This window comes from Tritonibacter scottomollicae (genome assembly GCF_003003215.1).
GTDB classification, from domain to species: Bacteria; Pseudomonadota; Alphaproteobacteria; order Rhodobacterales; family Rhodobacteraceae; genus Epibacterium; species Epibacterium scottomollicae.
Window position 1 is genome coordinate 86815 of sequence record NZ_PVUF01000004.1, and the last position, 21205, is coordinate 108019.

At 61.1% G+C, this 21205-nt stretch carries 23 protein-coding genes and 1 tRNA gene; 17 read left to right on the top strand and 7 right to left on the bottom strand.

Annotation, left to right across the window (positions count from 1 at the left end; all coding sequences use genetic code 11):
* The first annotated feature begins 80 nt into the window (after positions 1-80).
* A tRNA-Gln gene (locus CLV89_RS08285) sits at positions 81-155 on the top strand.
* A gap of 740 nt (positions 156-895) precedes the next feature.
* On the opposite strand, the gene CLV89_RS08295 is transcribed toward CLV89_RS08285, so the two are convergent.
* Positions 896-1120 (bottom strand): helix-turn-helix domain-containing protein, encoded by a 225-nt coding sequence (locus CLV89_RS08295; protein WP_106163196.1) that lies wholly within the window; start codon positions 1118-1120, stop codon positions 896-898.
* Between the two features lie 140 nt (positions 1121-1260).
* On the opposite strand from CLV89_RS08295, the gene CLV89_RS08300 reads away from it, so the two are divergent.
* The 5 genes from CLV89_RS08300 (at position 1261) to CLV89_RS08325 (ending at position 6817) form a co-directional block, all read left to right on the top strand.
* Positions 1261-1935 carry a DUF805 domain-containing protein gene (locus CLV89_RS08300; RefSeq protein WP_133166709.1) on the top strand — a complete coding sequence of 225 codons (675 nt, stop codon included), beginning with the start codon at positions 1261-1263 and terminating at the stop codon, positions 1933-1935.
* Positions 1936-3568: 1633 nt separating this feature from the next.
* Complete coding sequence (locus CLV89_RS08310; RefSeq protein WP_243394969.1) at positions 3569-3832, top strand: hypothetical protein; 264 nt, start codon at positions 3569-3571, stop codon at positions 3830-3832.
* A 149-nt stretch (positions 3833-3981) separates the two neighbouring features.
* Positions 3982-4836 (top strand): DMT family transporter, encoded by an 855-nt coding sequence (locus CLV89_RS08315; protein ID WP_106163200.1) that lies wholly within the window; start codon positions 3982-3984, stop codon positions 4834-4836.
* A gap of 49 nt (positions 4837-4885) precedes the next feature.
* Positions 4886-5656 carry an alpha/beta fold hydrolase gene (locus CLV89_RS08320; RefSeq protein ID WP_106163201.1) on the top strand — a complete coding sequence of 257 codons (771 nt, stop codon included), beginning with the start codon at positions 4886-4888 and terminating at the stop codon, positions 5654-5656.
* 3 nt (positions 5657-5659) lie between these two features.
* Positions 5660-6817, top strand: a complete 1158-nt coding sequence (locus CLV89_RS08325) for an alpha-D-ribose 1-methylphosphonate 5-triphosphate diphosphatase (protein WP_106163202.1) — start codon at positions 5660-5662, stop codon at positions 6815-6817.
* A gap of 184 nt (positions 6818-7001) precedes the next feature.
* On the opposite strand, the gene CLV89_RS08330 is transcribed toward CLV89_RS08325, so the two are convergent.
* A complete protein-coding gene (locus tag CLV89_RS08330) occupies positions 7002-8099 on the bottom strand; it encodes a 5-(carboxyamino)imidazole ribonucleotide synthase (protein WP_106163203.1) in 1098 nt (365 codons plus the stop codon).
* The gene (gene purE / locus CLV89_RS08335; RefSeq protein ID WP_106163204.1) at positions 8092-8580 is read right to left on the bottom strand and encodes a 5-(carboxyamino)imidazole ribonucleotide mutase; all 489 of its coding nucleotides are present in this window, start codon (positions 8578-8580) and stop codon (positions 8092-8094) included. The genes CLV89_RS08330 and purE overlap by 8 nt, the downstream gene beginning before the upstream one ends.
* A gap of 310 nt (positions 8581-8890) precedes the next feature.
* Between purE and CLV89_RS08340 the strand changes: the two genes are divergently transcribed.
* A complete protein-coding gene (locus CLV89_RS08340) occupies positions 8891-10081 on the top strand; it encodes a hypothetical protein (RefSeq protein WP_243394970.1) in 1191 nt (396 codons plus the stop codon).
* 97 nt (positions 10082-10178) lie between these two features.
* Here the strand turns inward: CLV89_RS08340 and CLV89_RS08345 are convergent, their stop codons facing one another.
* Positions 10179-10403: a YdcH family protein gene (locus tag CLV89_RS08345; protein WP_106163205.1), complete on the bottom strand. Its 225-nt coding sequence runs from the start codon at positions 10401-10403 to the stop codon at positions 10179-10181.
* Positions 10404-10598: 195 nt separating this feature from the next.
* Between CLV89_RS08345 and CLV89_RS08350 the strand changes: the two genes are divergently transcribed.
* Both CLV89_RS08350 and CLV89_RS08355 read left to right on the top strand, forming a co-directional pair.
* Complete coding sequence (locus CLV89_RS08350) at positions 10599-11012, top strand: Hsp20 family protein (RefSeq protein WP_207796902.1); 414 nt, start codon at positions 10599-10601, stop codon at positions 11010-11012.
* Positions 11013-11015: 3 nt separating this feature from the next.
* Positions 11016-11240, top strand: coding sequence for a DUF1150 family protein (locus CLV89_RS08355; RefSeq protein WP_106163207.1), 225 nt, complete (start codon positions 11016-11018; stop codon positions 11238-11240).
* 99 nt (positions 11241-11339) lie between these two features.
* Here CLV89_RS08355 and CLV89_RS08360 read toward each other — a convergent pair whose 3' ends face one another.
* Positions 11340-11705 carry a winged helix-turn-helix transcriptional regulator gene (locus tag CLV89_RS08360; RefSeq protein ID WP_106163208.1) on the bottom strand — a complete coding sequence of 122 codons (366 nt, stop codon included), beginning with the start codon at positions 11703-11705 and terminating at the stop codon, positions 11340-11342.
* A gap of 296 nt (positions 11706-12001) precedes the next feature.
* On the opposite strand from CLV89_RS08360, the gene CLV89_RS08365 reads away from it, so the two are divergent.
* The gene (locus CLV89_RS08365; protein WP_106163209.1) at positions 12002-12472 is read left to right on the top strand and encodes a nuclear transport factor 2 family protein; all 471 of its coding nucleotides are present in this window, start codon (positions 12002-12004) and stop codon (positions 12470-12472) included.
* 92 nt (positions 12473-12564) lie between these two features.
* Here CLV89_RS08365 and CLV89_RS08370 read toward each other — a convergent pair whose 3' ends face one another.
* Positions 12565-13605 (bottom strand): zinc-dependent alcohol dehydrogenase family protein, encoded by a 1041-nt coding sequence (locus tag CLV89_RS08370; RefSeq protein ID WP_106163210.1) that lies wholly within the window; start codon positions 13603-13605, stop codon positions 12565-12567.
* Positions 13606-13745: 140 nt separating this feature from the next.
* On the opposite strand from CLV89_RS08370, the gene CLV89_RS08375 reads away from it, so the two are divergent.
* Positions 13746-14216, top strand: coding sequence for an Lrp/AsnC family transcriptional regulator (locus tag CLV89_RS08375; RefSeq protein WP_106163211.1), 471 nt, complete (start codon positions 13746-13748; stop codon positions 14214-14216).
* A gap of 16 nt (positions 14217-14232) precedes the next feature.
* Here CLV89_RS08375 and CLV89_RS08380 read toward each other — a convergent pair whose 3' ends face one another.
* Positions 14233-15201, bottom strand: coding sequence for a LysR family transcriptional regulator (locus tag CLV89_RS08380; RefSeq protein ID WP_106163212.1), 969 nt, complete (start codon positions 15199-15201; stop codon positions 14233-14235).
* A gap of 277 nt (positions 15202-15478) precedes the next feature.
* Between CLV89_RS08380 and dctP the strand changes: the two genes are divergently transcribed.
* The 6 genes from dctP to CLV89_RS08410 all read left to right on the top strand — a co-directional run bounded on the left by dctP (position 15479) and on the right by CLV89_RS08410 (position 21196).
* Positions 15479-16480, top strand: a complete 1002-nt coding sequence (gene dctP, locus CLV89_RS08385; protein WP_106163213.1) for a TRAP transporter substrate-binding protein DctP — start codon at positions 15479-15481, stop codon at positions 16478-16480.
* Positions 16481-16563: 83 nt separating this feature from the next.
* Positions 16564-17127: a TRAP transporter small permease gene (locus CLV89_RS08390; protein ID WP_106163214.1), complete on the top strand. Its 564-nt coding sequence runs from the start codon at positions 16564-16566 to the stop codon at positions 17125-17127.
* Between the two features lie 4 nt (positions 17128-17131).
* Positions 17132-18418 carry a TRAP transporter large permease gene (locus tag CLV89_RS08395; RefSeq protein WP_106163215.1) on the top strand — a complete coding sequence of 429 codons (1287 nt, stop codon included), beginning with the start codon at positions 17132-17134 and terminating at the stop codon, positions 18416-18418.
* 17 nt (positions 18419-18435) lie between these two features.
* Positions 18436-19464 (top strand): histone deacetylase family protein, encoded by a 1029-nt coding sequence (locus CLV89_RS08400; RefSeq protein ID WP_106163216.1) that lies wholly within the window; start codon positions 18436-18438, stop codon positions 19462-19464.
* Positions 19465-19502: 38 nt separating this feature from the next.
* Positions 19503-19853: a RidA family protein gene (locus tag CLV89_RS08405; RefSeq protein ID WP_106163217.1), complete on the top strand. Its 351-nt coding sequence runs from the start codon at positions 19503-19505 to the stop codon at positions 19851-19853.
* A gap of 98 nt (positions 19854-19951) precedes the next feature.
* Entirely contained in the window at positions 19952-21196 is a 1245-nt protein-coding gene (locus CLV89_RS08410) for an NAD(P)/FAD-dependent oxidoreductase (protein WP_106163218.1), read from the top strand.
* The last annotated feature ends 9 nt before the right edge of the window (positions 21197-21205 follow it).

Sequence of the window (21205 nt, forward strand, 5' to 3'; positions counted from 1 at the left end):
TTCGCGCGTCGGGACTTTTTTGTGAAAAACCACTTGCAGCCCTCCGAAACTCTCATTAGAAGGCCCCACACAGACAGTGTTGGGATGTAGCCAAGTGGTAAGGCAACTGTTTTTGGTACAGTGTACCGTAGGTTCGAATCCTACCATCCCAGCCACCAACTCCTGAACATCGCAGAAAGACCGTTGCCGAGACCCGGTGACCGGAATGCCGCCGTTTAGTGCCCCAGTCTATCGGCAAACCTCGCGACGTTCATCCATGTTCGCCCCAATAACCTTCGGCTACTTAAGGCGGATACTGCGGAGCGTCAGGTTCCGTGCCACCCGGTTCTGGAGGACCTGTTTCGGTCATTGCCGTCCTCGGGGCCTCTGTTCCCTGACCTGACCGTGGGCCGGATCACCAAGGGCTTTACCCGCTCTACGACGGCGGCTGAAGCTGGAGCGTCCGGGGCTGGTGTTTCACTCGTCTCGCAAGTGGTTCATAACCCAGTGCGAAAGGACCGGTGTACCGGAACAGTTCACGGCGTCGTTGGTCGGGCACAAGTCGGCTCGATCGGAGAACGGGATCACCTACGGCATCTATTCCGCAGGTATCTCGGACGAGCAGAAACGGTCGATCATAGACCAGATCCGACTGCCAGTTCTGGTGCCGGGATGAGAGTTCCTGACATTGAAGAGTTCGAGGAGAGGGCCGCTATCGCTGAATACGATGGCGGTCTTTCTCGTAGGACGGCTGAGGATGTCGCGGCTCGGTCTCAGGGCTTCCGGGACGCTGACCACTACTGGCAGTGGTTGGCAGAATATGTGTTGACCCGGAATATGTCGTAACCTTAACCTCGGCGGGCCTTAGCGGGTTCGCCGGGGGGGCTTACTTTGATTTTTCTATCGGGAGTTTCATCTAGTTCGGCTGACCTTCAGGTGGCACCATAAAGCGCCATGGCGGCACTCCGAGAGGTTCAGCCAGCTTCTCAAGTACCTTGATCGTAGGATTGCGGACATCTCTCTCCACCCCGCTTACGTATGTGCGATGAAGGCCGCACTCAAACGCTAGCCCCTCCTGTGAAAGGCCAGCTTGTTCGCGGAAACGCTTGAGGTTTTGACCCACGAGCCTTCGGATTTCCATGTCGGCAGCAAGGCCAGCTTGTAGGCTTATAATCTACAGACTCTGAGTCTCATTTGGGCGCTTCAAAATTACGCGGGGCAGACCACGCATACGCGGGTCATGATTTCTTCCTCGAGTTCGAGATCATTTCGGAGAGAACTATGGATCGACTGCTTTTTACCTTCATCAGCCTCGGAGTGCTTGGTGGACTAGCATATTTCTACCTGCTTCCTGAGCGGCCTAGCATGACATACTGGGTCTACGGGTGGCTCATCCTATCCGGCTGTTTGGTCTTCATCCGTGCGATAGAATTGGCTTCAGAACGCATCTGGAGAAAGGTGGCGACGCCTGAGCGAAAGAAACAAGCTCAAGAGTTGGTCACCAGTGCGAGTGACGCTTTGGTATCCGCTGCGGAGGAAAGCCTAGAAGGTGCGTCGAACGCTCAACAGAGCGCAACGAAAGTTGCGAACCACGTGGTGTTGCCAGCAGCAAAAGGCCTTTGGGGCGACATCTTACCAGTCGTGTCCTATTTACTCGCGTTCTCAGGGCAAGCATCTCGGTTGGAGTACCTCACTGCCCAGGCAGTGTCCGGCATCGCTATCATCATTCTTCTCACCGTTATTTGGACCACTGGTTCTGAATTGACCGTGATTTTTAGTTTTATCCTTCTAATCGCGGCCTCAATGGCTCAACTGGCTTTTGGCTTTCGGCGGACGCGCGACATAGGCGTTAACCAGTGGTGGTTCTTGCTAGTTCTTGTCCCTCCAGTGAACCTTGCAGTGCTCGTAGCATTGCTGGTTATCCCGACTGACGAGTTCAAAGGCAAAGGCTTCTAATCACCCCCACACCACCTGCTAGCGGGCCTCAGGTCCGCCAGCGCCACCTTGTCCGTCCAGGCCGCCGTCGGTATTCTAGCGGGGCTCTAGCCGCCACCTCCAGCACCAGTCCGCCCCAGCTTCGCTGACCGGTCGGAAAATGTGAGTCAGATCATCGGGACGCAAGGCTTCCTACCATCCCAGCCACCTTTTCTCTGCTATGATCTCCGTACAGGTTGCAAACCTATCAGGTTCAACTTGGAATCCTGGCCGAGCAAGGTCGACACTCGGTGCTATTGCGAACGCCTCGCCGCGCTGAATCCTTCCGAACTGACAGACATGTGTGCCCGCTGGCATCGTCCGTAAGTTGATGTCCGCCCCCCCCCCGCCCCCGGAGAGCGCGGGTAAGTCCAACTGGTATCTGGCCGACCTGCACTTCGGACACTGTGGCATCAGTGACGTCTGCCAGCGCCCTTGGCTGTTCGGTGGGATGACCATTCTGCAGCGTCAGGGAAAGCGATCAGGCTTGCGGTGCCTTCTGGAGCAATGTCAACGCTGCCCTATCTGGCAACAAACGTGATGCTCTATTGGAGCCGGCAGGCTATGGCATTGGACTGCCTCATGTTGCGGGCACAGGCGTTCTGGCCAAAAGGGCGACGCCCACTGCAGGACAGCGGGCGGTTACGCGCGTCTCGGCCCTGGTCCTCGACGATGTCGTACGAAGTCGAACTCCGCAGAGTGGCCGTTAAGATAATGGTCTTTTGTGGCTAAATCCGGTGCCTGGAGCGTGGAGGAGAGAGCTGCGAATAGGCCGTTTCAGACCTGCGTCTCTGCCACGCATTTAGCGGACGCACGGCGTTTTTCGCGCTCTGATTTCAAGATTTCTCTCTGGTATCAAGAAAGCCGCTACAGACGGTGGATCCTGTCACTTTGTGGCCGGGAAGGCCAAACGTTTGACCTTCTAAATGTCAGGTCAGGTTGCGCGTTTTCGCCTGCGCAAACGCACTCTGGGTGCCACTACCGGAGATGCTGTGCCCGCGGACCCAGTACGCACTGGTCAAATCGAGATGGTGCGCTCTCCATCGACGATTTTCGCCAATGCATCACGTTGCAGGCCGACACGTGATGCGGGGGGTCGTTTTGTGCTGGGAATTGCGGCCGTGTGCGAGGTTCCACTCGCGCGGCTCTGCACAGGGCTCAATGTGTCTCATTCGCCACATTTGATTGTGTTGGGACAATTTAGGACTACGCGCGGGCTGAACCCGCATGCTAGCAAGACAATGTGTTCAAGCCAAGGTAGAAGGAGGCACGACATGACCATTGTACGCATACAGTTGCGCCTCATCGCCGGACGGATCGCTGGCTCATGTGCTGGCGCCCTCGCGCGGGGCCCACAGACACGCTGCTAACGCAGGTGCTGTTCGATATTCGGCTTGCTTGAGCTGAACGCAATTTCCACTTCATGACAGACCGCATGTCTCACGCCAACTTGGCCGTGTTTGATGCCCATTCTTCTGCAACCATGGTCGCGATTTCGCGCCTTTGATTGCGATGGCCTGGCCGTATCCGCTGTGTTTCGGCGCATTCGGGGACGGGGTCTGTCCAACCATCAACTTATTGATCAAAGGACCGCCCGTATTGGGTGGAATGCAACATGACACCGATTGGACCTGACTTGATGTCCCCGAACCCAAGTGCCAGCCCGGCGCTTGCCCGCCTCGTTGTAGAGGAGCATTTCCGGTCGCTCAGCCTGATGCGCCGGATGGGGTTGGCTTTGCGGCTGGTCGCGCTGCGTCGCGCGCCGCCTGCCGGTACGCTGGGGGCGGGCCTGAGCGACCATATCCGCAACGATATCGGCTTACCCAGTGGATATGAGCGCGTCGAGCCGCCGCAATGGTATCCACCCCCTCTCTACTGAGCGCACCCCTGCCGGGCATCACGGTGTCTGGCAGGGGACACAATGTGGTGCAGAGATAGTGACTCCGCCGCATGCGTCTTTACCTTGACGTAATGGGGCGAGGCTGTTGTCTGGCCCTGTCCGTTTGGGACATCGAAAGGATCCCGCAGATGCGGCTGTTTGCCCTCACATGCCTTGTCATGATTGCCTTTGCCGCAAATTCCATCCTGGGTCGCTGGGTGATCGGGTCGGAGTATATGGATGCAACCGGGTTCGGATTGCTGCGTCTGGCATCCGGGGCGGCCGCGCTGTGGCTGATGTGCGCGGTGCAAGGCCAGCGCCCGGCCGAGGATCGCTGGCGCTCGATTGCGGGCGGCGCAGCCCTTACACTCTACATGGTTGGCTTTTCCGTGGCATATGCCGCCTTGGATGCAGGGCTTGGGGCGCTGATCCTGTTCGGCGTGGTGCAGGTGTCGATGTTCGGTTGGGGGATTGCGCGACGCCAGCCTGTGGCGGGCCTGCAGATCATCGGCGCCGTGATCGCACTTGCGGGGCTGGCCTATGTGGTCTGGCCCGGCGGTGACGTGCGGGCGCCGCTCTGGGCGGTTGTCTGCATGGGGGCCGGGGGGCTTGGCTGGGGGATCTACAGCCTGCTGGGCCGGGGCGCGTCGTCGCCATTGGCCGCCAGTGCGGTGAATTTTTTGCTGGCGACGGGAATGATCCTGCCGGCCCTGTGGTTTCTCGGCGGCGGCACTGTGGTCACGGCATTCGGATGCCTTCTGGCGGTGATCTCAGGTGCGGTGACCTCCGGGATGGGCTATGCGCTATGGTACCGGGTGCTGCCCCAGATTCCGGGTCCGGTGGCCGCCACGGTCCAGCTGAGCGTGCCGGTCATCGCCATTCTGGCAGGCGCGGTAATTCTGGGAGAGCCCATAGGCGCGCGGTTGACCCTTGGCGCGCTTGTCGTGCTGGGGGGCATCGCGGTGGTGATCCTCTGTGCTCCGCGCAAGAGCCGCGCGCGCTGAACAGACTGAGGGCTTCCACGAAGCCGGTGCAGGGCTTATGTGCTGATCTATGCTTCGTCTATATCTCATCCTGATCTTGATCCTCTCTGCACTCTCTGCCCGCGCGCAGGAGGCGGAGACGCAAAAGGGCTGCGTCATTCTCCTGCATGGTCTGGCGCGCACGGAAACCTCCTTTTTGCTTATGGAGGAAGCGCTGAGCCAGCGTGGCTATGAGGTGGTGCGCCCGGGCTACCCCTCGACCGAGCACACGGTGGAGCGGCTGGCGGATGCGCTATTGCCGCGCGCCTTTGACGCCTGCACCCAGACCCCCGTACATCTTGTGACCCACTCCATGGGCGGCATTCTTGTGCGCCACTGGCTGTCGCACACGCGCCCCGTCACATTGGGTCGCGTGGTCATGCTCGCGCCGCCAAACCAGGGCAGCGAACTGGTAGACGAAATGGGAGATTGGGCGGTTTTTGATCTGCTGCACGGACCGGCGGGGCAGGAACTCGGCACCGGGCCTGACAGCCTGCCCAGACGTCTGCCGCCAGTCGACTACCCGGTGGGTGTGATTGCCGGCAATCAGTCCCTGAACCCGGTGTTCTCGAGCATTCTTCCAGGCGATGACGATGGCAAGGTGTCTGTCGCCAGTACGCGGGTGGAGGGGATGGCATCCCAGTTGATCCTGCCGGTGACGCATACCTACATGATGAACAATCCGCGTGTGATCGCGCAGGTGGTGCAGTTCCTGGAGACCGGTCGCTTTGAGCCTTCGCTTGGGTGGCTTGATGGGGTATTGGGCCGGGACTGGGATGGTGGTCTGAACGGAGTGGACTAGGACATGGGGACGGATGGAACGGTGGCGCTGCGGCTGGTGGGCGCAGATGTGTTGCATGACACCGGGCTGGAGCGTCGCGGTGTCTTGAGCCTCGCCGAGGGGCTGGTGCAGGACACATCGGACGCGCGCGAGGTCGATCTCACAGGATATCGCATTCTGCCCGGCATCATCGATCTGCACGGCGACGGGTTCGAGCGCCATGTCGCCCCGCGCCGGGGCGCGATGAAGCAGATGGGCGAGGGGATCCGCGCCACCGAAGCGGAACTGGCAGCCAATGGCATCACCACCGGCGTGCTGGCGCAGTTTTTGTCCTGGGAGGGCGGGCTGCGTGGCCCGGACTTTGCCGCGCAGGTTTTTGCCGGCCTCGCCGAGGTGGCCGATCAGCTGGTCACCGACCTGATCCCGCAGCTGCGATTTGAAATACACCAACTCGATGCCTACTCCGACCTTCCGGCGCGCATCGCCGACTGGGGTGTGCCTTACGTGGTGTTCAACGATCACCTGCCGCATGATCGACTGGCCGAGGGCAAGAAACCGCCAAGGCTGACCGGGCAGGCGCTGAAAGCCGGGCGAAACCCGGAAAAACACTTTGAAATGCTGCTTGAGCTGCACGCCCGCCGCGCCGAGGTGCCCGCTGCGCTGGATGCGCTCTGTGACACTCTGCGTGCGCAGGGGGTGCGCCTCGGCAGTCATGACGATCAGACAGAGGCAGATCGCGCTTGCTGGCGGGCGCGCGGCGCAAGGATCTCGGAGTTTCCCGAAACGGCAGAAGCGGCCGAGGCCGCGCGTGCCGCAGGCGATCACATCATTCTCGGCGCGCCAAATGTGGTGCGCGGTGGCAGCCACAAGGGCAATGCGTCGGCGATCGAGTTGATCGCCATGGGGCTCTGTGACGCGCTGGCCTCCGACTACCACTATCCCAGCCCGCGGCGTGCGGCGTTGATGCTCGCAAAAACCGGTGTGTTGGCCCTGGAACAGGCATGGGCGTTGCTGGCAAGCGGACCTGCCCATGTGCTGGGACTTTCGGATCGCGGCGTGCTCTCGGCTGGAAAGCGTGCGGACCTGGTGATCCTGGATGAGGCCGATCAGGTCGCGGCCACCCTGTCTGGCGGTCGTGTCAGCTATATGAGCGGTGCCATCGCGGCCCGTTTCCTCGGCTGAGGTAAGCCGGGGTTTGCTTCATCTTTTCTGAAATACCTCGGGGGTTTGGGGGCAGAGCCCCCATTCCTGCCACACCGCTTTCGCCTGCGGCGGGCGGGGGAGCGCCGCGCGTCAGGCCCGATGGGCCCTCCTTGCGGCGCGGTCATCCGGGCCTTGGGCCCGAATGACACATGTGGCGCGGGTGTCAGTAACCTTCGCGACCTTCGGTATGGTTGACGCGATTGAAATGACCCATCTTTCGACCCGGCTTGACCTCGGCCTTGCCATAGAGGTGGAGCGCGCAATCTGGATCGCGGGCGAGGTCGGCGATGCGTTCCACATCCTCACCGATCAGGTTCTCCATCACGACATCCGCATAGCGCGCGCCATTGCCGATGGTCCAGCCGGTGATGGCGCGGATGTGCTGCTCGAACTGGTCTATCGTGCAGCCTTCCTGGGTCCAGTGGCCGGAGTTATGCACCCGCGGTGCGATTTCATTCACCACCAGCCCGTGACCTGTCACAAAAATCTCCACCCCCAGCACGCCGACATAATCCAGTGCGTTCAGGATCTTGCCCGCCATCAACACCGCATCCATGCTCTGGTTGGTGTTGAGGTTTGCAGGCACCGTGGTGGTGCTCAGAACGCCCTCCAGATGCACATTCTCGCCCGGGTCATAACAGGCCACCTTGCCATTGAGGCTGCGCGCGGCGATCACTGAGACCTCATGGCTGAACGGCACGAACCCTTCCAGCACCGCCGGGGCACCCTGCATGGCGGCCAGCGCCGCAGGGGCTTCGCTCAGGTCGATGATGCGCATCTGGCCCTTGCCGTCATAGCCGAAGCGGCGGGTCTTGAGGATCGACGGCGTGCCGACCTGTTCCAGTGCCACCTCCAGATCGGCGGCATCATTCACTTCGGCAAAGGGCGCGGTGGCCAGCCCGAGATCCTGCAGGAAGATCTTTTCCGTCAGCCGGTCCTGCGAGACTCGCAGCGCCTCGCGGTTCGGTCGGATGGGTTTCAGCGCCTCAAGGATGTCGAGGGCAGAGGTGGGGATGTTCTCAAACTCGTAGGTGATCACATCGACGGTCTCGGCAAAGGCGCGCAGGGCGGCCTCGTCCTCGTAGCCGGCGGTGGTCACCTTGTCCGCCACATGGCCTGCGGGCGGATTGGCAGAGGGCTCAAAGATATGGGTGGTGAAGCCAAGGCGGGAGGCCGCAACCGACAGCATGCGGCCCAGCTGGCCGCCGCCGAGAATGCCGATTACGGCGCCGGGTTCGAGGATTTGGTCGAGATCAGTCATCGGTAGGCTCCTCGGGAATGGAAGCGGCAAGGGCGTCGCGCCAGGCATCAAGCCGGGCGGCAAGGGCGGCATCGCCGGTGGCGAGTATTCCGGCGGCCATCAGGCCCGCATTGGCGGCCCCGGCAGCGCCGATCGCCATGGTTGCCACTGGAAAGCCCTTGGGCATCTGCACAATGGAATAGAGGCTGTCGACGCCAGAGAGCGCGCGCGTCTGCACTGGCACGCCAACCACCGGCACACGGGTCTTGGAGGCCATCATGCCCGGCAAATGCGCAGCACCGCCGGCGCCGGCGATGATCACATGCAGCCCGCGGTCAGCGGCGGTCTTGCCGTAGTCCCACAGCCGGTCCGGCGTGCGGTGAGCGGAGACGATGCGTGTCTCATAGGCCACGCCCAGCTCGTCCAGGATGTTGGCTGCTTCCTTCATCGTGGGCCAGTCGGACTGGCTCCCCATGATGATCCCTACTTTGATGTCGGCCATGTCTCGCCTCTACAGTGGAAGGAGCGCGCACCTTAGCGAAATCACCTGAAATGGCAATGCGCTGCGGCAGCTGATTTGCTGCATCTGCAAGATGGGCGTCGCAGGGGCGCCGGGGCGGGCACTGAGAGGAGGCATCCTTGCATCGAACCGCAGCCGGCAGCCTTGAGGGGTGCGCGCTGACCTGATGCATGAAATCTGCGGGCGCCAACCTGATGTGAAGCAGAGATCGCGGTATGTTGATCTTGCAGCAAGTATGGGCGTAAGCCGTCGCTTGCGGGGCATGCCGCGCCGAAGACGAAGGGACCCAGCCATGATCCTCAATGCCGCCATTGTGTTGGTCAGCGCGCTTGTCGGGGCTGTCCTGATGCTGCCCAGGGTCGCAGGGGCGCGGATCTGGCGGGGGACGGTGACGCCGCTGGCGTCGATCATCGGCAGCGGATTCCTGGTACTGGGACCGATCCTCGACACACACTTCGGCATCTGGGCTCCGGCCGTCATGGCCGCACTCTGCGGGGTGGCCTATACCTATGGCGCTGCCGTGCGCTACAATATCGCATGGCTCGACGGGACGGGAATACGCGACCAGCTGGATCTGCGGCTGGAACAGCTCGGCTCGCTGGCGCTGGCTTTTGCCTACTTCGTCTCGGTCGCCTATTACCTGAACCTTCTCGGCGCTTTTGCCGTCAGCCTCACGGATCTGGGGCCGGAGCAGGGCCGGGTGGTCACCTCTGGCGTATTTCTGCTGATCCTGCTCGTGGGCTGGACGCGGGGCTTCGGCGCGCTGGAGCGTCTGGAGGAGGTCTCGGTTGGCGTGAAGCTGGCCATTATCGCCGGGCTTCTGTTCGCGCTGGGTTGGCGTTTTGTCACGCAGGCGACGACAGGTGCGTTGGTCCTGCACATGCCCGACATCCTGGGATGGCAGGCGGTCACGCTGGTCTTTGGCCTGCTGGTCACGGTGCAGGGGTTCGAGATCTCGCGCTACATGGGCGCGGAGTATGACGCGGGCACGCGTATCCGGTCGATGCGCTACGCCCAATGGCTCTCATCGGCGATCTACATGCTCTATATCCTGTTTCTGACCTTTCTCTATCTGCCGGGGCAGGGCGAGCTGAGCGAGACATCAATCATCGCCTTTACCGCGCTGGTGGCCCCGATCTTGCCGATTCTGTTGATCGCGGCGGCCCTGAGCGCGCAGTTCTCTGCTGCCGTGGCTGATACCGGGGGGGCGGGCGGATTGGTTGCAGAAGTCAGCGGCGGTCGGGTTCCAGCCCGCGCGGTCTATGCGCTGCTGGCCGGGGCAGGGCTGACGATGACATGGGGCATGAGCGTGTTTGAAATCATCACATACGCCTCGCGGGCCTTTGCCTTCTACTACGCGCTGCAGTCGATGCTGGCAGCCCGCCGCGCCTATGCGGCGAACGATGGGCGGCGGGTGGCCCTGTTCGCGGCGTTGTCGGCGCTGGGCATGGCGATCATGGTGTTTGGTGCGAGCGTGGAATAGGCGCGCGCTATCGGCGGGTCATTCGGGATAAGCCGCCGGGCAGTTCTGTCAGTGACACGGCCTGTGGTGCGCCGGGACTTGGCGTCGGGACCTGGCCTCAGGCGATGATATCCGGCAGAAGACGGTCTTCGATCAGCGAGATCTTGTCCTTCAGCACCAGCTTCTGCTTCTTGAGGCGGCGGATGGTCAGCGGATCAGCCGTCGGTTTCTCCTCGAGCGCCTGAATGGCCTCATCGAGGTCTCTGTGCTCCCTGCGAAAGACTTCAAGCTCCACCCGGAGGACGTCTTCGGTTGCCATCGACAGATTGGACCGCTCGTTCATTTGCGACTCTTGTTAAGGACAGTGAAACAATAACCACATTAGGCTCTCTGTGATCGCAGTGCTAGGGGCGACTGCGCATGGAAAGACGAACCTGGGACTTGTGAAACGGCAGATACATCCCATATCCTATAACATATCGGTTGCCATATTGGGACCGGAAGAAAACGTCGCTTTCGAATTAAGGACGAAAATACAGTGTCGAAACTTACCTTGGGTTCATACCCGCATATGCTGGGCTTCGAGCAGCTGGAACGCCTGCTGGAGCGTTCTGCCAAATCCGGCAATGAAGGCTATCCCCCTTATAATATCGAACAAACTTCGGACGACTCTTACCGTATCACCTTGGCGGTGGCCGGTTTCGCCGAAGCTGATCTGGCGATCACCGTCGAGGATCGGCAGTTGGTGATTCGAGGGCGTCAGAGTGATGATTCCGATGGGCGGATCTTCTTGCACCGGGGCATCGCCGCCCGCCAGTTCCAGCGCATGTTCGTGCTGGCCGATGGTGTAGAGGTGGGCGAGGCCGTGATGGAAAACGGCCTGCTTCATGTGGACTTGACCCGATCACGACCCGAGACAGTTGTACAAACGATCAATATCAAAAAGGGGTAAATCATGCAGACACCTGTAGAGATGGCTGAGACGGGCGGACGCACCGTTTACGTGAAGACGGTCGCCGTTACTGATCTGCCCAAGGATGTTCAGGCCTCTGTGCCCGGACGCAAACAGCTTTACGCGGTCCATGATGAGGCCGGCGAACAGCTGGCCCTGGTGGCCGACCGCAAGATGGCCTTTGTGCTGGCGCGCCAGCACGACTATGCGCCCGTAGCGGTTCACTGACCCTTTTGCGATGACGCCCGCCGGGCAAACGGCGCGCGAAAAATGACAGACGTGACCCCGCATCTTGAGAAAAAGGTGCGGGGTCTTTTACTTTTGGTATCAGGGATGTGGAGGGCTCACCCGGCGTCTCGATTCTACAATTGCGCGGTGATTTGCATCCGCCCATTCGATCAGGACAGCCAAGGGCTCCATTATCGAACGTCCCAGATCAGTCAGCGCATATTCTACCCGTGGCGGCACCTCCGGATAGAGCGTGCGCAGCACGAGCCCATCCTGCTCCAGCCGTTTGAGTGTCTTTGACAGCATCTGCTTTGACACATCCCCGATCTCGCGCATCAGCTCGTTGAACCGCAGCGTCTTCTCCGCCAGTGCTTCCAGCACCAGCAGGCTCCATTGATCGCCGATCCGGTCAAGGACATCCCGGATGGGGCAGGGTTGGTCAAAGGTAAAGGGCTCAGTGCTCATGTGATCGGTCCTGTGAAAGCTGGGGGAGGTCACTGAGCAGTGACCTGGTCACCATATGGTGACTTCTTGTGCGGCCCGCCCGGCGCTCCTAGCTACCGGTGTGTAGGCGAGAATTGGTCTATCCTACATACCGGTCGTCGGCGCGTGGGAGAACCCAATAGTGAACACCCCAAAGGCTGATACCCCAGCTTTCGACCGTGCCTTCCCCTGAAAAACGCGACCTCTACGCCGATGCCCGGACACAGATCCGCATCGGGCCGTAACGCTATTGAATGATAACAATGATGGAGCACCACATGCAGATCCATACCTTCAAATCCACTCTGATGGCCCTCGCCATTGCCACTGTCCCTGCCTCCGCAATGGCACAGGATGCAGCGCGGGATCTGGCAGCGGAAGAGGCCAACCGCAAGCTGGTGGTCGCGTTCTATGACCAGTTCTTCAATGCGCATGAGACAGAAGAGGCAGCCACGGTCGTCGCCGAGGATTACATCCAGCACAATCCCGGCGTGCCGGATGGCAAAGAGCCCTTTGTGTCATTCTTTACCGGGTACTTCGCTGAAAACCCGGAATCGCAGGCCCGCATCGTGCGCAGCGCAACCGATGGCGATCTTGTCTGGCTGCATGTGCAGTCGACCAATGGCGACGCGGATCCCGGCGAGGCGGTTGTCGACATCTTTCGGGTCGAAGACGGCATGATTGTGGAGCATTGGGACGTGATTCAGACCGTTCCGAGCGAAGCGGCCAACGACAACACCATGTTCTGACGCAAGGGGCAGCGAGAGCCGGCAGGGGCAGCACCGTCAGCCGGCTCTCAGTATCGAACTGCGATGCTGCGGTCCCACCGGGGCGGCTGGCGTCAGAAACGGGTGATGACCGTCGCGCCGATCGATTGAAATTTATCCATGTTCACCAGGGCGGCGGGCGCTTCATCGAGGCTGATCTGATCGCCGATCAGCCGCTCAGGCGCGAGCTTGCCGGACTGGATCATGTCCAGCATCGCGCCATAGCGATGCGCCTGCATGCCGTGCGAGCCGAGGATTTCCAGCTCCTTGCCAATGACCTTGGCCATGGGCACCTGCGGCGCGGTATGATCACCCAACATCAGGCCCACCTGGATATGCTTGCCTCTTGGGCGCAGGTTCTGGATCGAGTTGAAGCAGGTCACCGGGTGCCCCAGCGCATCCATCGACACATGTGCCCCGCCGCGCGTCATGTCGATCACTGCGTCAGCCACATTGGCAGAGGTGGTCCCGTTGACGGTTGCCACGGCCCCAAGTGACCGGGCCAGCGCCAGCTTCTGGTCGTCTATGTCGATGGCGATCACATTGGCGCCTACCGCATTGGCGATCATCACCGCCGACAGCCCGACCCCGCCGCATCCGTGTACCGCAACCCATTGCCCGGCCCCGGCCTTGCCCTGATCGACCACGGCCCGAAACGCGGTTGCAAACCGGCAGCCAAGGCTGGCTGCGGTGGCGAACTCCATGCTTTCGGGCAACGCGACAAGGTTCAGGTCCGCCTGGTGGATGCCGACATATTGGGCAAAGGACCCCCAATGGGTGAACCCCGGTTGTTCCTGATTGTGGCACACCTGTTGATGGCCGGCATGACACTCCGAACAGGATCCGCAACCGGAGATGAAGGGAACCGTGACGCGGTCTCCGACGTGCCAGTTGGTGACGTCCTTGCCCACGGCCTCGATCACCCCGGCCAGCTCGTGTCCGGGCACATGCGGCAGGTCGATGTCGCTGTCATGCCCCATCCAGCCATGCCAATCGCTGCGGCATACCCCGGTGGCCTCAACCTTGATGACGACGCCATGGCGCGCGGGCGTCGGGTCCGCCACCGTTGCGACTTTGGGGGCTTGCCTGAATTTCTCGAACAGGACGGCTTTCATCGCAGGGATCCTTCTTGAGTCGATGCGCTGAGGCCAATCTACCTCAAAGTTAAGAAATGGCCTTGCTTTTCTTGATCGATGTGGCGGAATTCATGAGGTAATCTGCCCTGATTTCAGCGGTTGAGAGGGGATTCTGCTCAATGGATCGAATTGACAATGTGAATGCAGATCTACTGGATCTGCTTCAAACCGATGGCCGCATGAGCAACGCCAAACTGGCCGAGCATCTGTCGATGAGCGAAACCCCTTGCTGGCGACGTCTCAAGCGTCTTGAGGAAAGCGGTATCATCGAGGGCTATCAGGCCAATCTCAATCGGCGGAAGCTGGGGCTCGGGGTGATGGCCTTTGTGCAGTTGAGCTGCTCGGAGCACGACCCGGACGCCACGGCGGAATTCCAGCGCATCATCGAAAACACCCCCAGCATTTTGGCCTGTCACAATACCACCGGAGCGGATGATTTCCTGCTGATCGTGGTGGCGCGCGACCTCGACGATTACAGCGTGTTTGTCGACACGACGCTGCGCCGTCTACCGGGTGTGACGAGCATTCGCTCAAACCTGTCGCTGCGAGAGATGAAGTCGTCGAACAGGCTGCCGATCCGGCCCGGCTGATCGCCCGCCCGCAGTTTCAGGCGTAGGTTCGGTCTGAGAAGGGCGTTGTTTCCAGGCGTTCAATCAGGCTCTGCAGCAGCTTGTCCTCGGCGCGGTTGCGTACCGTGGCAGGGTTCCAGATCAGGTAGACGTCGACCTCCGGCAGATCTTCGAGGGGCGGCACCTGCCACAGCAGCCCGTCGCGCAGATCTCGTGCCACCACATGTTTGGGCAGGGGACCGATGCCCAGGCCGGACATGATCATCCGGCGCACTTCTTCCAGGTTTTCCGACACGCCGGTCACTTGCGGCGCAAGAGCGGCCCGCGCGCGCAGCAGGGTGACGTCCTGCAGTGCATCCTGCAGGCGGTCGTTGTCGAACACCACCGCCCCGTGGCCCTTGAGGTCATCCAGCGTCAGATCCTCACGCCCGAACAGCGGATGGCGTGGGCCGCAGAACAGGCCGAAGACCTCGCGATACATCGGAATATAGCGCAGGTTCGGGTCCTGGTTGCGGACCAACGCAAGGGCAAAACTCACCCGTTTTGCGGCCACGGCGGCAATGGCATCCATGCTGGTGATCACATCGATCGACAGGCTGGCCTGTGGGTGGGCGGCATAGAAATCGCCGATCACCTCGTCAAACAGCGGGCAGATCACGTGGCTGGCGACCGCAATCCGCACATGGCCGCTGATGTCCGGTGTGACGTCGCGCATCAAGGTGGCCAACCGCAGGATGGAACCGTTGATGTTCACCGCCTCGCCATAGAGCAGTTGACCGGCCTCGGTCAGAGCAAAGCGACCGGGGGAGCGGTCAATCAACCGTTGCCCAAGACGGTCTTCCAGTTTTTTAAGCGCAACCGAGACGCTGGGCTGTTTCAGGCGCAGGCGCTCTGCCGCTTCGGTGATGGATCCGCTTTCGGCCAGCACAACAAATGTGCGCAGAAGGTTCCAGTTCATTTCCCGTGCGAGGCGTTCAGGATCAATATGTGGAGCGCGCGCTATCATGGATGACCTCGTGGCGGGAGGGAAGTTGATTTAAAATCAACAGTATAAATGGATCTTGTCCGTGCTGTGTGCAACAGGGCATCTTTCCTCTCACCATGGCATAGATTGAAACTATGTCTAGTTTATCAATTATCTATTTGATCTATTCGGCCAGTCTCCGCACCTTTCCTGTCAATCGGCGGGGATCCCCGGCGCATCGTCAGAAGCGGCTTCAGCCGACAGATGGGCCATTCGCGGGATCCTTTTCGCCACAACAACAGGGAATGGAGTTTTTCTCATGCGTAAGTCACTTATGACCACCGCAGCCACGGCGGCTGCTTTCACCCTGTCGCTGGGCGCGGCGGAGGCTGCCGACATGCGGCTCAAACTCGCGGGTGTTGTCCCGGTTGAACACTTCGGCAATGACATCCTGAAACAGATCGAAGCCGATATCGAAGGCGCCGATGTGGGCCTTTCAGTCACGTTGTTTGAGGCGGGGCAGCTTGGCTCCGGCGAGGAGCTGTTCGAGGATGCCGCGCGCGGCAATGTCGATCTGGTGCATTCCGTCATCTATGCCCACCGCGATCCGGTGTTGGAGATCAATTCCTTGCCCTATCTGGTGTCGAGCTTTGACGAGATGGAGAACATCTATCTGAACAAGGACAGTGCCTTTAACGAGATCTTCGGCGAACGGCTTGAAGGGCTGGGGCTGAAGCTGCTGGCCAACGCACCCGAAGGGTTTATCGGCGTGGTTGCGGAAAGCCTGCCCGAAAACGCAACCACCGTGGGCGACAAGGGCGTCAACATCCGCGTTTGGTCCAGTCAGGTGATCAAGAACACCGTGGAGGCCATGGGCTTTAACGCCACCACGATGAACTGGGGAGAGGTCTTCCCGGCGATCCAGTCCGGCGTTGTGGATGGCGCGATCTGCTGCACCGCGCAGCTGGCCTATAGCGCCTTTGCGACCTCTGATGTGGGCAAGTATTTCATCCCCTATGGCGCAGTGGTCGAGAACACCACCTACTACGCCTCCATGGAGACATGGGAAGAGATGAACGACGAACAGCGCGCAGCGGTGCAGACGGCGTTCGACAAGGCCGCACAGAGCTATTTTGCCGAGGCCAAGGCCAATGAAGCGGGCTATCTCGATAAGCTCAAGGAAACCGGCTACGAGGTGGTCGAGGTCTCTGACGCCGAGCGCAGCGCCATTGCCGAAACCGTGCGCGAGGATGTCTGGCCGGGTATCGCAGAGATCGTCGGTCAGGATGTGATCGACCGGTTGATGGCTCCCACGAACTGATCTCCTAGACGTCAAACTGATGTCAGCAGGCCCCGGAATGCGGGGCCTGTGTGTCCCTATGATCTCTTGACGGTGAGCGCGCCATGAAAGACCTGAGCCAGGATTTGCCGCCGGGGCTGGCCAAGCTGGTCCGCACTCTGCTGCGGCTTCAAACCATCTACATCTGCTTTGGCTGTCTCGCCATGGCACTGACCTTTTTCCTCGTGGTGGTGTTCAGATATGGCTTTAACGCCGATCTGTTCGCCTATGAGGAATGGCTGCTCATCATCTGCTTTTGGCTCTATTTTATCGCCGCCGCCATGGGCACTTGGGAGGGCGCGCATGTGAACGCCGACCTCCTGGATTTCGTGATCGTTGACCCCGCAAAACGCCGCGCCCGCGCGATCCTGATCACCGGGATCGAACTTTTGGTGACCTTGGTGCTGTTTTACTGGGCCACGGTCATGATGATCGAAGAGATCGGGGATTATCCGCGCTATCAGACCACGATCGCCTTGCAAATTCCGTTCTTTGTGCCGCGTGCGGCGATCTTTGTCGGCTTTGGTCTGATGGGGGTCTACAGCGCGCTGCGGCTTTTTGTTTTCCTGAAACTTCCGGCTGCGCGCTTCGCCGTGCCCGCCGACACTGATAGCGCACGCGGAGCCTGAGCCCATGATTATCCTCGGCAGTCTGTTCATTCTCTGCGTGTTGCTTCTGATCGGGGTCAGCGTGCCTTTGTCGTTCGGCGGCGTGCTGGTCTTTATCGGCGTCTTTGGCGGTCATGACGTGACCGGGTTCATGCCAACCGGGCATTGGAAGATGAACTCCATCGTCCTGCTCGCGATCCCGCTGTTCATCCTGGCCGGCGCCATTATGGAGCGGGGGCGTATCGCCGCACCGCTGGTCTCCGTGGCGGAGCTTCTGGTGGGGCGTCTCCACGGTGGGCTGAGTGCGGCGGCGGTCTTTGCCAGCGGCATCTTCGGGTCGATCTCCGGCTCGGCGGCGGCAACGCTCACTTGCATCGGGTCGATCATGATGCCGCATCTGAAGGCGGCGAATTACCCGCGCGGCCCGGCGGCGGCGCTCATTGTGGCGGCCTGTCCGCTGGGGCTGCTGATACCGCCGTCCTCGTCGCAGATCCTTTATGCGTGGGTGGCGCAGCAATCGGTGCTCAAGTGTTTCCTCTCGACCGTGGTGCCGGGGCTGATCCTGATTACCCTTCTGTGCATCGTGAACTATGTGCTGATGCGCAAGGCAGACCTGAAACTGCTGGAACGCCCCGCAAGCTACCCGCAGGAATTTGTGCGGCGCGGGGGGCGCGCCTTCCCGGCACTGTTGATGCCGATCATCATTCTGGGTGGCATCTACGGCGGCATCATGACCCCGACCGAGGCCGCAGGGGTGGCGGTGATCTATGCCATTCCCGTCGGCCTGTTCATCTATCGCGGCCTCACGCCGCAGAACATCTGGCCGACCCTGCGCTATGCAGGCACTACGATTGGCGTGGTGATGCTGATGGTCTTTGTTGTGGTGATCGTCAGCCGATTTTTGGTGTTCGAAGACATCCCCGGCATGGCGAAGGATCTGATCTTCTCGATCTCGGACAACCCGATCGTGATCCTGCTGATGGTCAATCTGGTGATGATCCTCATCGGCATGCTGATGGATGACATCTCGGGGCTTTTGCTGTCGGCGCCGCTCTTGTTGCCCATCGTGCAGAGTGCCGGCATGGACCCCGTGCATTTTGCCGCTGTCCTTGGCGTCAATCTCGGCATGGCCAATATCACACCGCCCACGGCACCGCTGTTGTATTTGGGCGCCAAGGTCACCGACACGCCAGTCAGCGAGATGTTGAAGCCCACCTTCATCATGATCGCATTTGCATGGTTGCCGACACTGCTGATCACCACCTTTGTGCCGCAAGTGGCGCTGTGGCTGCCCAATTTTGTCTTTGGCTGAGGCCTGAGGAGACCGACATGAAAGCGATCTATGATCCCCGCCAGCGCGCCCATAATCCCAGCCAGTTCATGGCCTATGGGGTGATGAAGCCAAACCCGGAACAGCCCGAACGCACCGAGATCCTGCGCTCGGGCGCGGAAGCGGCAGGCTGTGCATTTGCCGCCCCAAATGACGCAGGCCTTGGCCCCATCGCTGCACTGCACTCGCCGGAATACCTGACGTTTCTGCAAACGATCCATGCCCGCTGGAGCGAGGTTGAGGGCGCAGGTCCGGAGGTGATTTCCCACATCAAGCCCGGTGATCGCCGCGACAGCTATCCGCGTTCTGCGCTGGGGCAGGCGGGCTATCATCAGGCCGATACCTCCTGTCCGATCAATGCCGCGACATGGGGCTCTGCCTATTGGTCGGCGCAGACCGCGATCAGCGCCGCGGGTCTGGTCGCGAATGGCGAACACGCGGCCTACGCGCTGTGCCGCCCGCCGGGGCATCATGCCTTTGGCGATATGGCGGGGGGCTTTTGTTTCCTCAACAACTCCGGCATCGCGGCGCAGCTGTTGCGGGATCGGGGCCTCAGACCAGCGATTTTGGATGTGGACGTGCATCACGGCAATGGCACGCAGGGACTGTTTTATGATCGCGACGATGTTCTGACGCTTTCGATCCATGCTGATCCGGCAGACTTCTACCCGTTCTTCTGGGGCCACAGCTCTGAACGCGGCGAGGGCCGGGGGCGGGGCTATAATCTCAACCTGCCGCTGCCGCGTGGCACCGATGATGCGCCGTTCCTGGCCGCGCTTCAGACCTGCCTTGACCGGGTGCAGGCCTTTGGTGCGGATGTGCTGGTCATTGCGCTGGGCCTTGATGCCTCCAAGGACGATCCGTTTCAGGGCTTTCAGGTCACCGGCGACGGGTTTGCCCGCATCGGCGAGGCGATCGCCCGCGCCGGGCTTCCGACGCTTTTTGTGCAGGAGGGCGGTTACATTTCCGACAGTCTCGGCCATAACCTCACCCGTGTGCTTGGCGGATTTACATCTGCCGCGCGCTGACAAATTTCCTTTTAATCCTCAAACCATAGAGAGCTTTCATGAGCGATATCACCTACGCCCACACCACCCAACGTATGAGCCAGATCGTCACCCATGGCGACACCATCTACCTCGCCGGTCAGGTCGGCACCGCCGGGGCCAGCGTCACCCAGCAGACGCAGGACTGCCTCGACAAGGTCGACGCGCTGCTGGCGGAGGCCGGGTCTTCCAAGGAACGCGTCCTGCAAGCCACCATCTGGCTCGCCGACATGGGCGATTTTGCCGAGATGAACGCCGTGTGGGACGCATGGGTGCCCGAGGGCCGTGCGCCTGCGCGTGCCTGCGGTGAATCCAAACTCGCCACGCCCGAGTTCACGGTCGAGATCCTGATCATCGCCGCCAAAGGCTGATCGCGGCGGGCAGGTTGCCCGACCCATGACACCAATGCGTAGGCCCGCTGAACATGGCGGGCCTGCGTGGAATTCTTTGCCTGCAGGAGCCCTCTCTCATGTCCGAAATTCTGGTTCTTGGTGGCGGAATGGTGGGCATTGCAAGCGCGCTGGAGTTGCAGGCACGCGGCCACGCGGTCACGGTTGTCGACCGCAAACCGCCGGGGCAGGAGACAAGCTATGGCAATGCGGGTCTTATTCAGGCCGAGGCGGCAGAACCTTATGCCATGCCCCGCGCGCTGCCAGAGATCCTCGATATCCTTTTGGGGCGCAGCAACGATGTGGTGTGGTCGCCGCGCGGCGTGCTGAGCCAGCTGCCCGCGCTTTGGCAGTACTATCGCTCTTCGCATCCCCGACGGCATCAGGTGCTGTCGCAGCCCAATGCACAACTCATCCGCAGCGCCTGCGCCGATCACGACCGCTGGATCAAACTGGCAGCCGCGCAGGATCTGATGGCGCAGGATGGCTACCTGTCGGTGTTTCAGGAGGCAGCAGAGTTCGAAACCATGGCCCGCGATCTCGACCGGCTGCGGCACGCCTATGACATCGACACCGCGACCCTCAGCGGCTCGCAGGTGTGCGAGGCCGAGCCGGTGTTTCGCACGCCGCCCGCTGGGGCCATCCACTGGAAAGAGGTCTGGAGCTGCGCCGCCCCGGGCGAGTTGGTCACCCGCTACGCAGAGCTGTTCCAGAGGCAGGGCGGACAGATCCGGGTCGGCGATGCCAGCACGTTACGCCGCGTCGGCCACGCATGGCAGGTGCAGGCAGATGCAGAGCGGATCACCGGCGAACACGCGGTCATTGCGCTCGGGCCGTGGACACCGCCGCTGTTGGCTGAGCTGGGCTACCGGGTGCGGATGATCATGAAACATGGCGCGCACCGCATGTATGCCGGGACTCCAACGCTGCGCCGCCCGGTCTTTGATGCCCGCCACGGGGTTGTGCTCTGCAGTATGAAGGGCGGCTTGCGGATGACGTGCGGCGTGGCGCTGGAGGCCTCGGGCCGGGTGCCGGATGTGCGCCAGCTTGATCGCGCGGCGGAGGGACTGCCCGCCTACATGGACCTCGGCGCGGCAGAGCCGGGGCCGATCTGGCGTGGCACACGCCCCTTTTTGCCGGACATGCTGCCAATGATTGGTGCCGCCCCCCGGCATGACCGTCTCTGGTTTCATTTTGGCCACGGACATCAAGGTTTTACGCTTGGCCCCACCACAGCACGTCATCTTGCCAATCTGATCGAAGGCGGTGACCGGGCGGCAGTTGCGGCACTCCTGCCAGAAAACCGCCCGGCTGTTTTGTCGTGATGGCGCCAC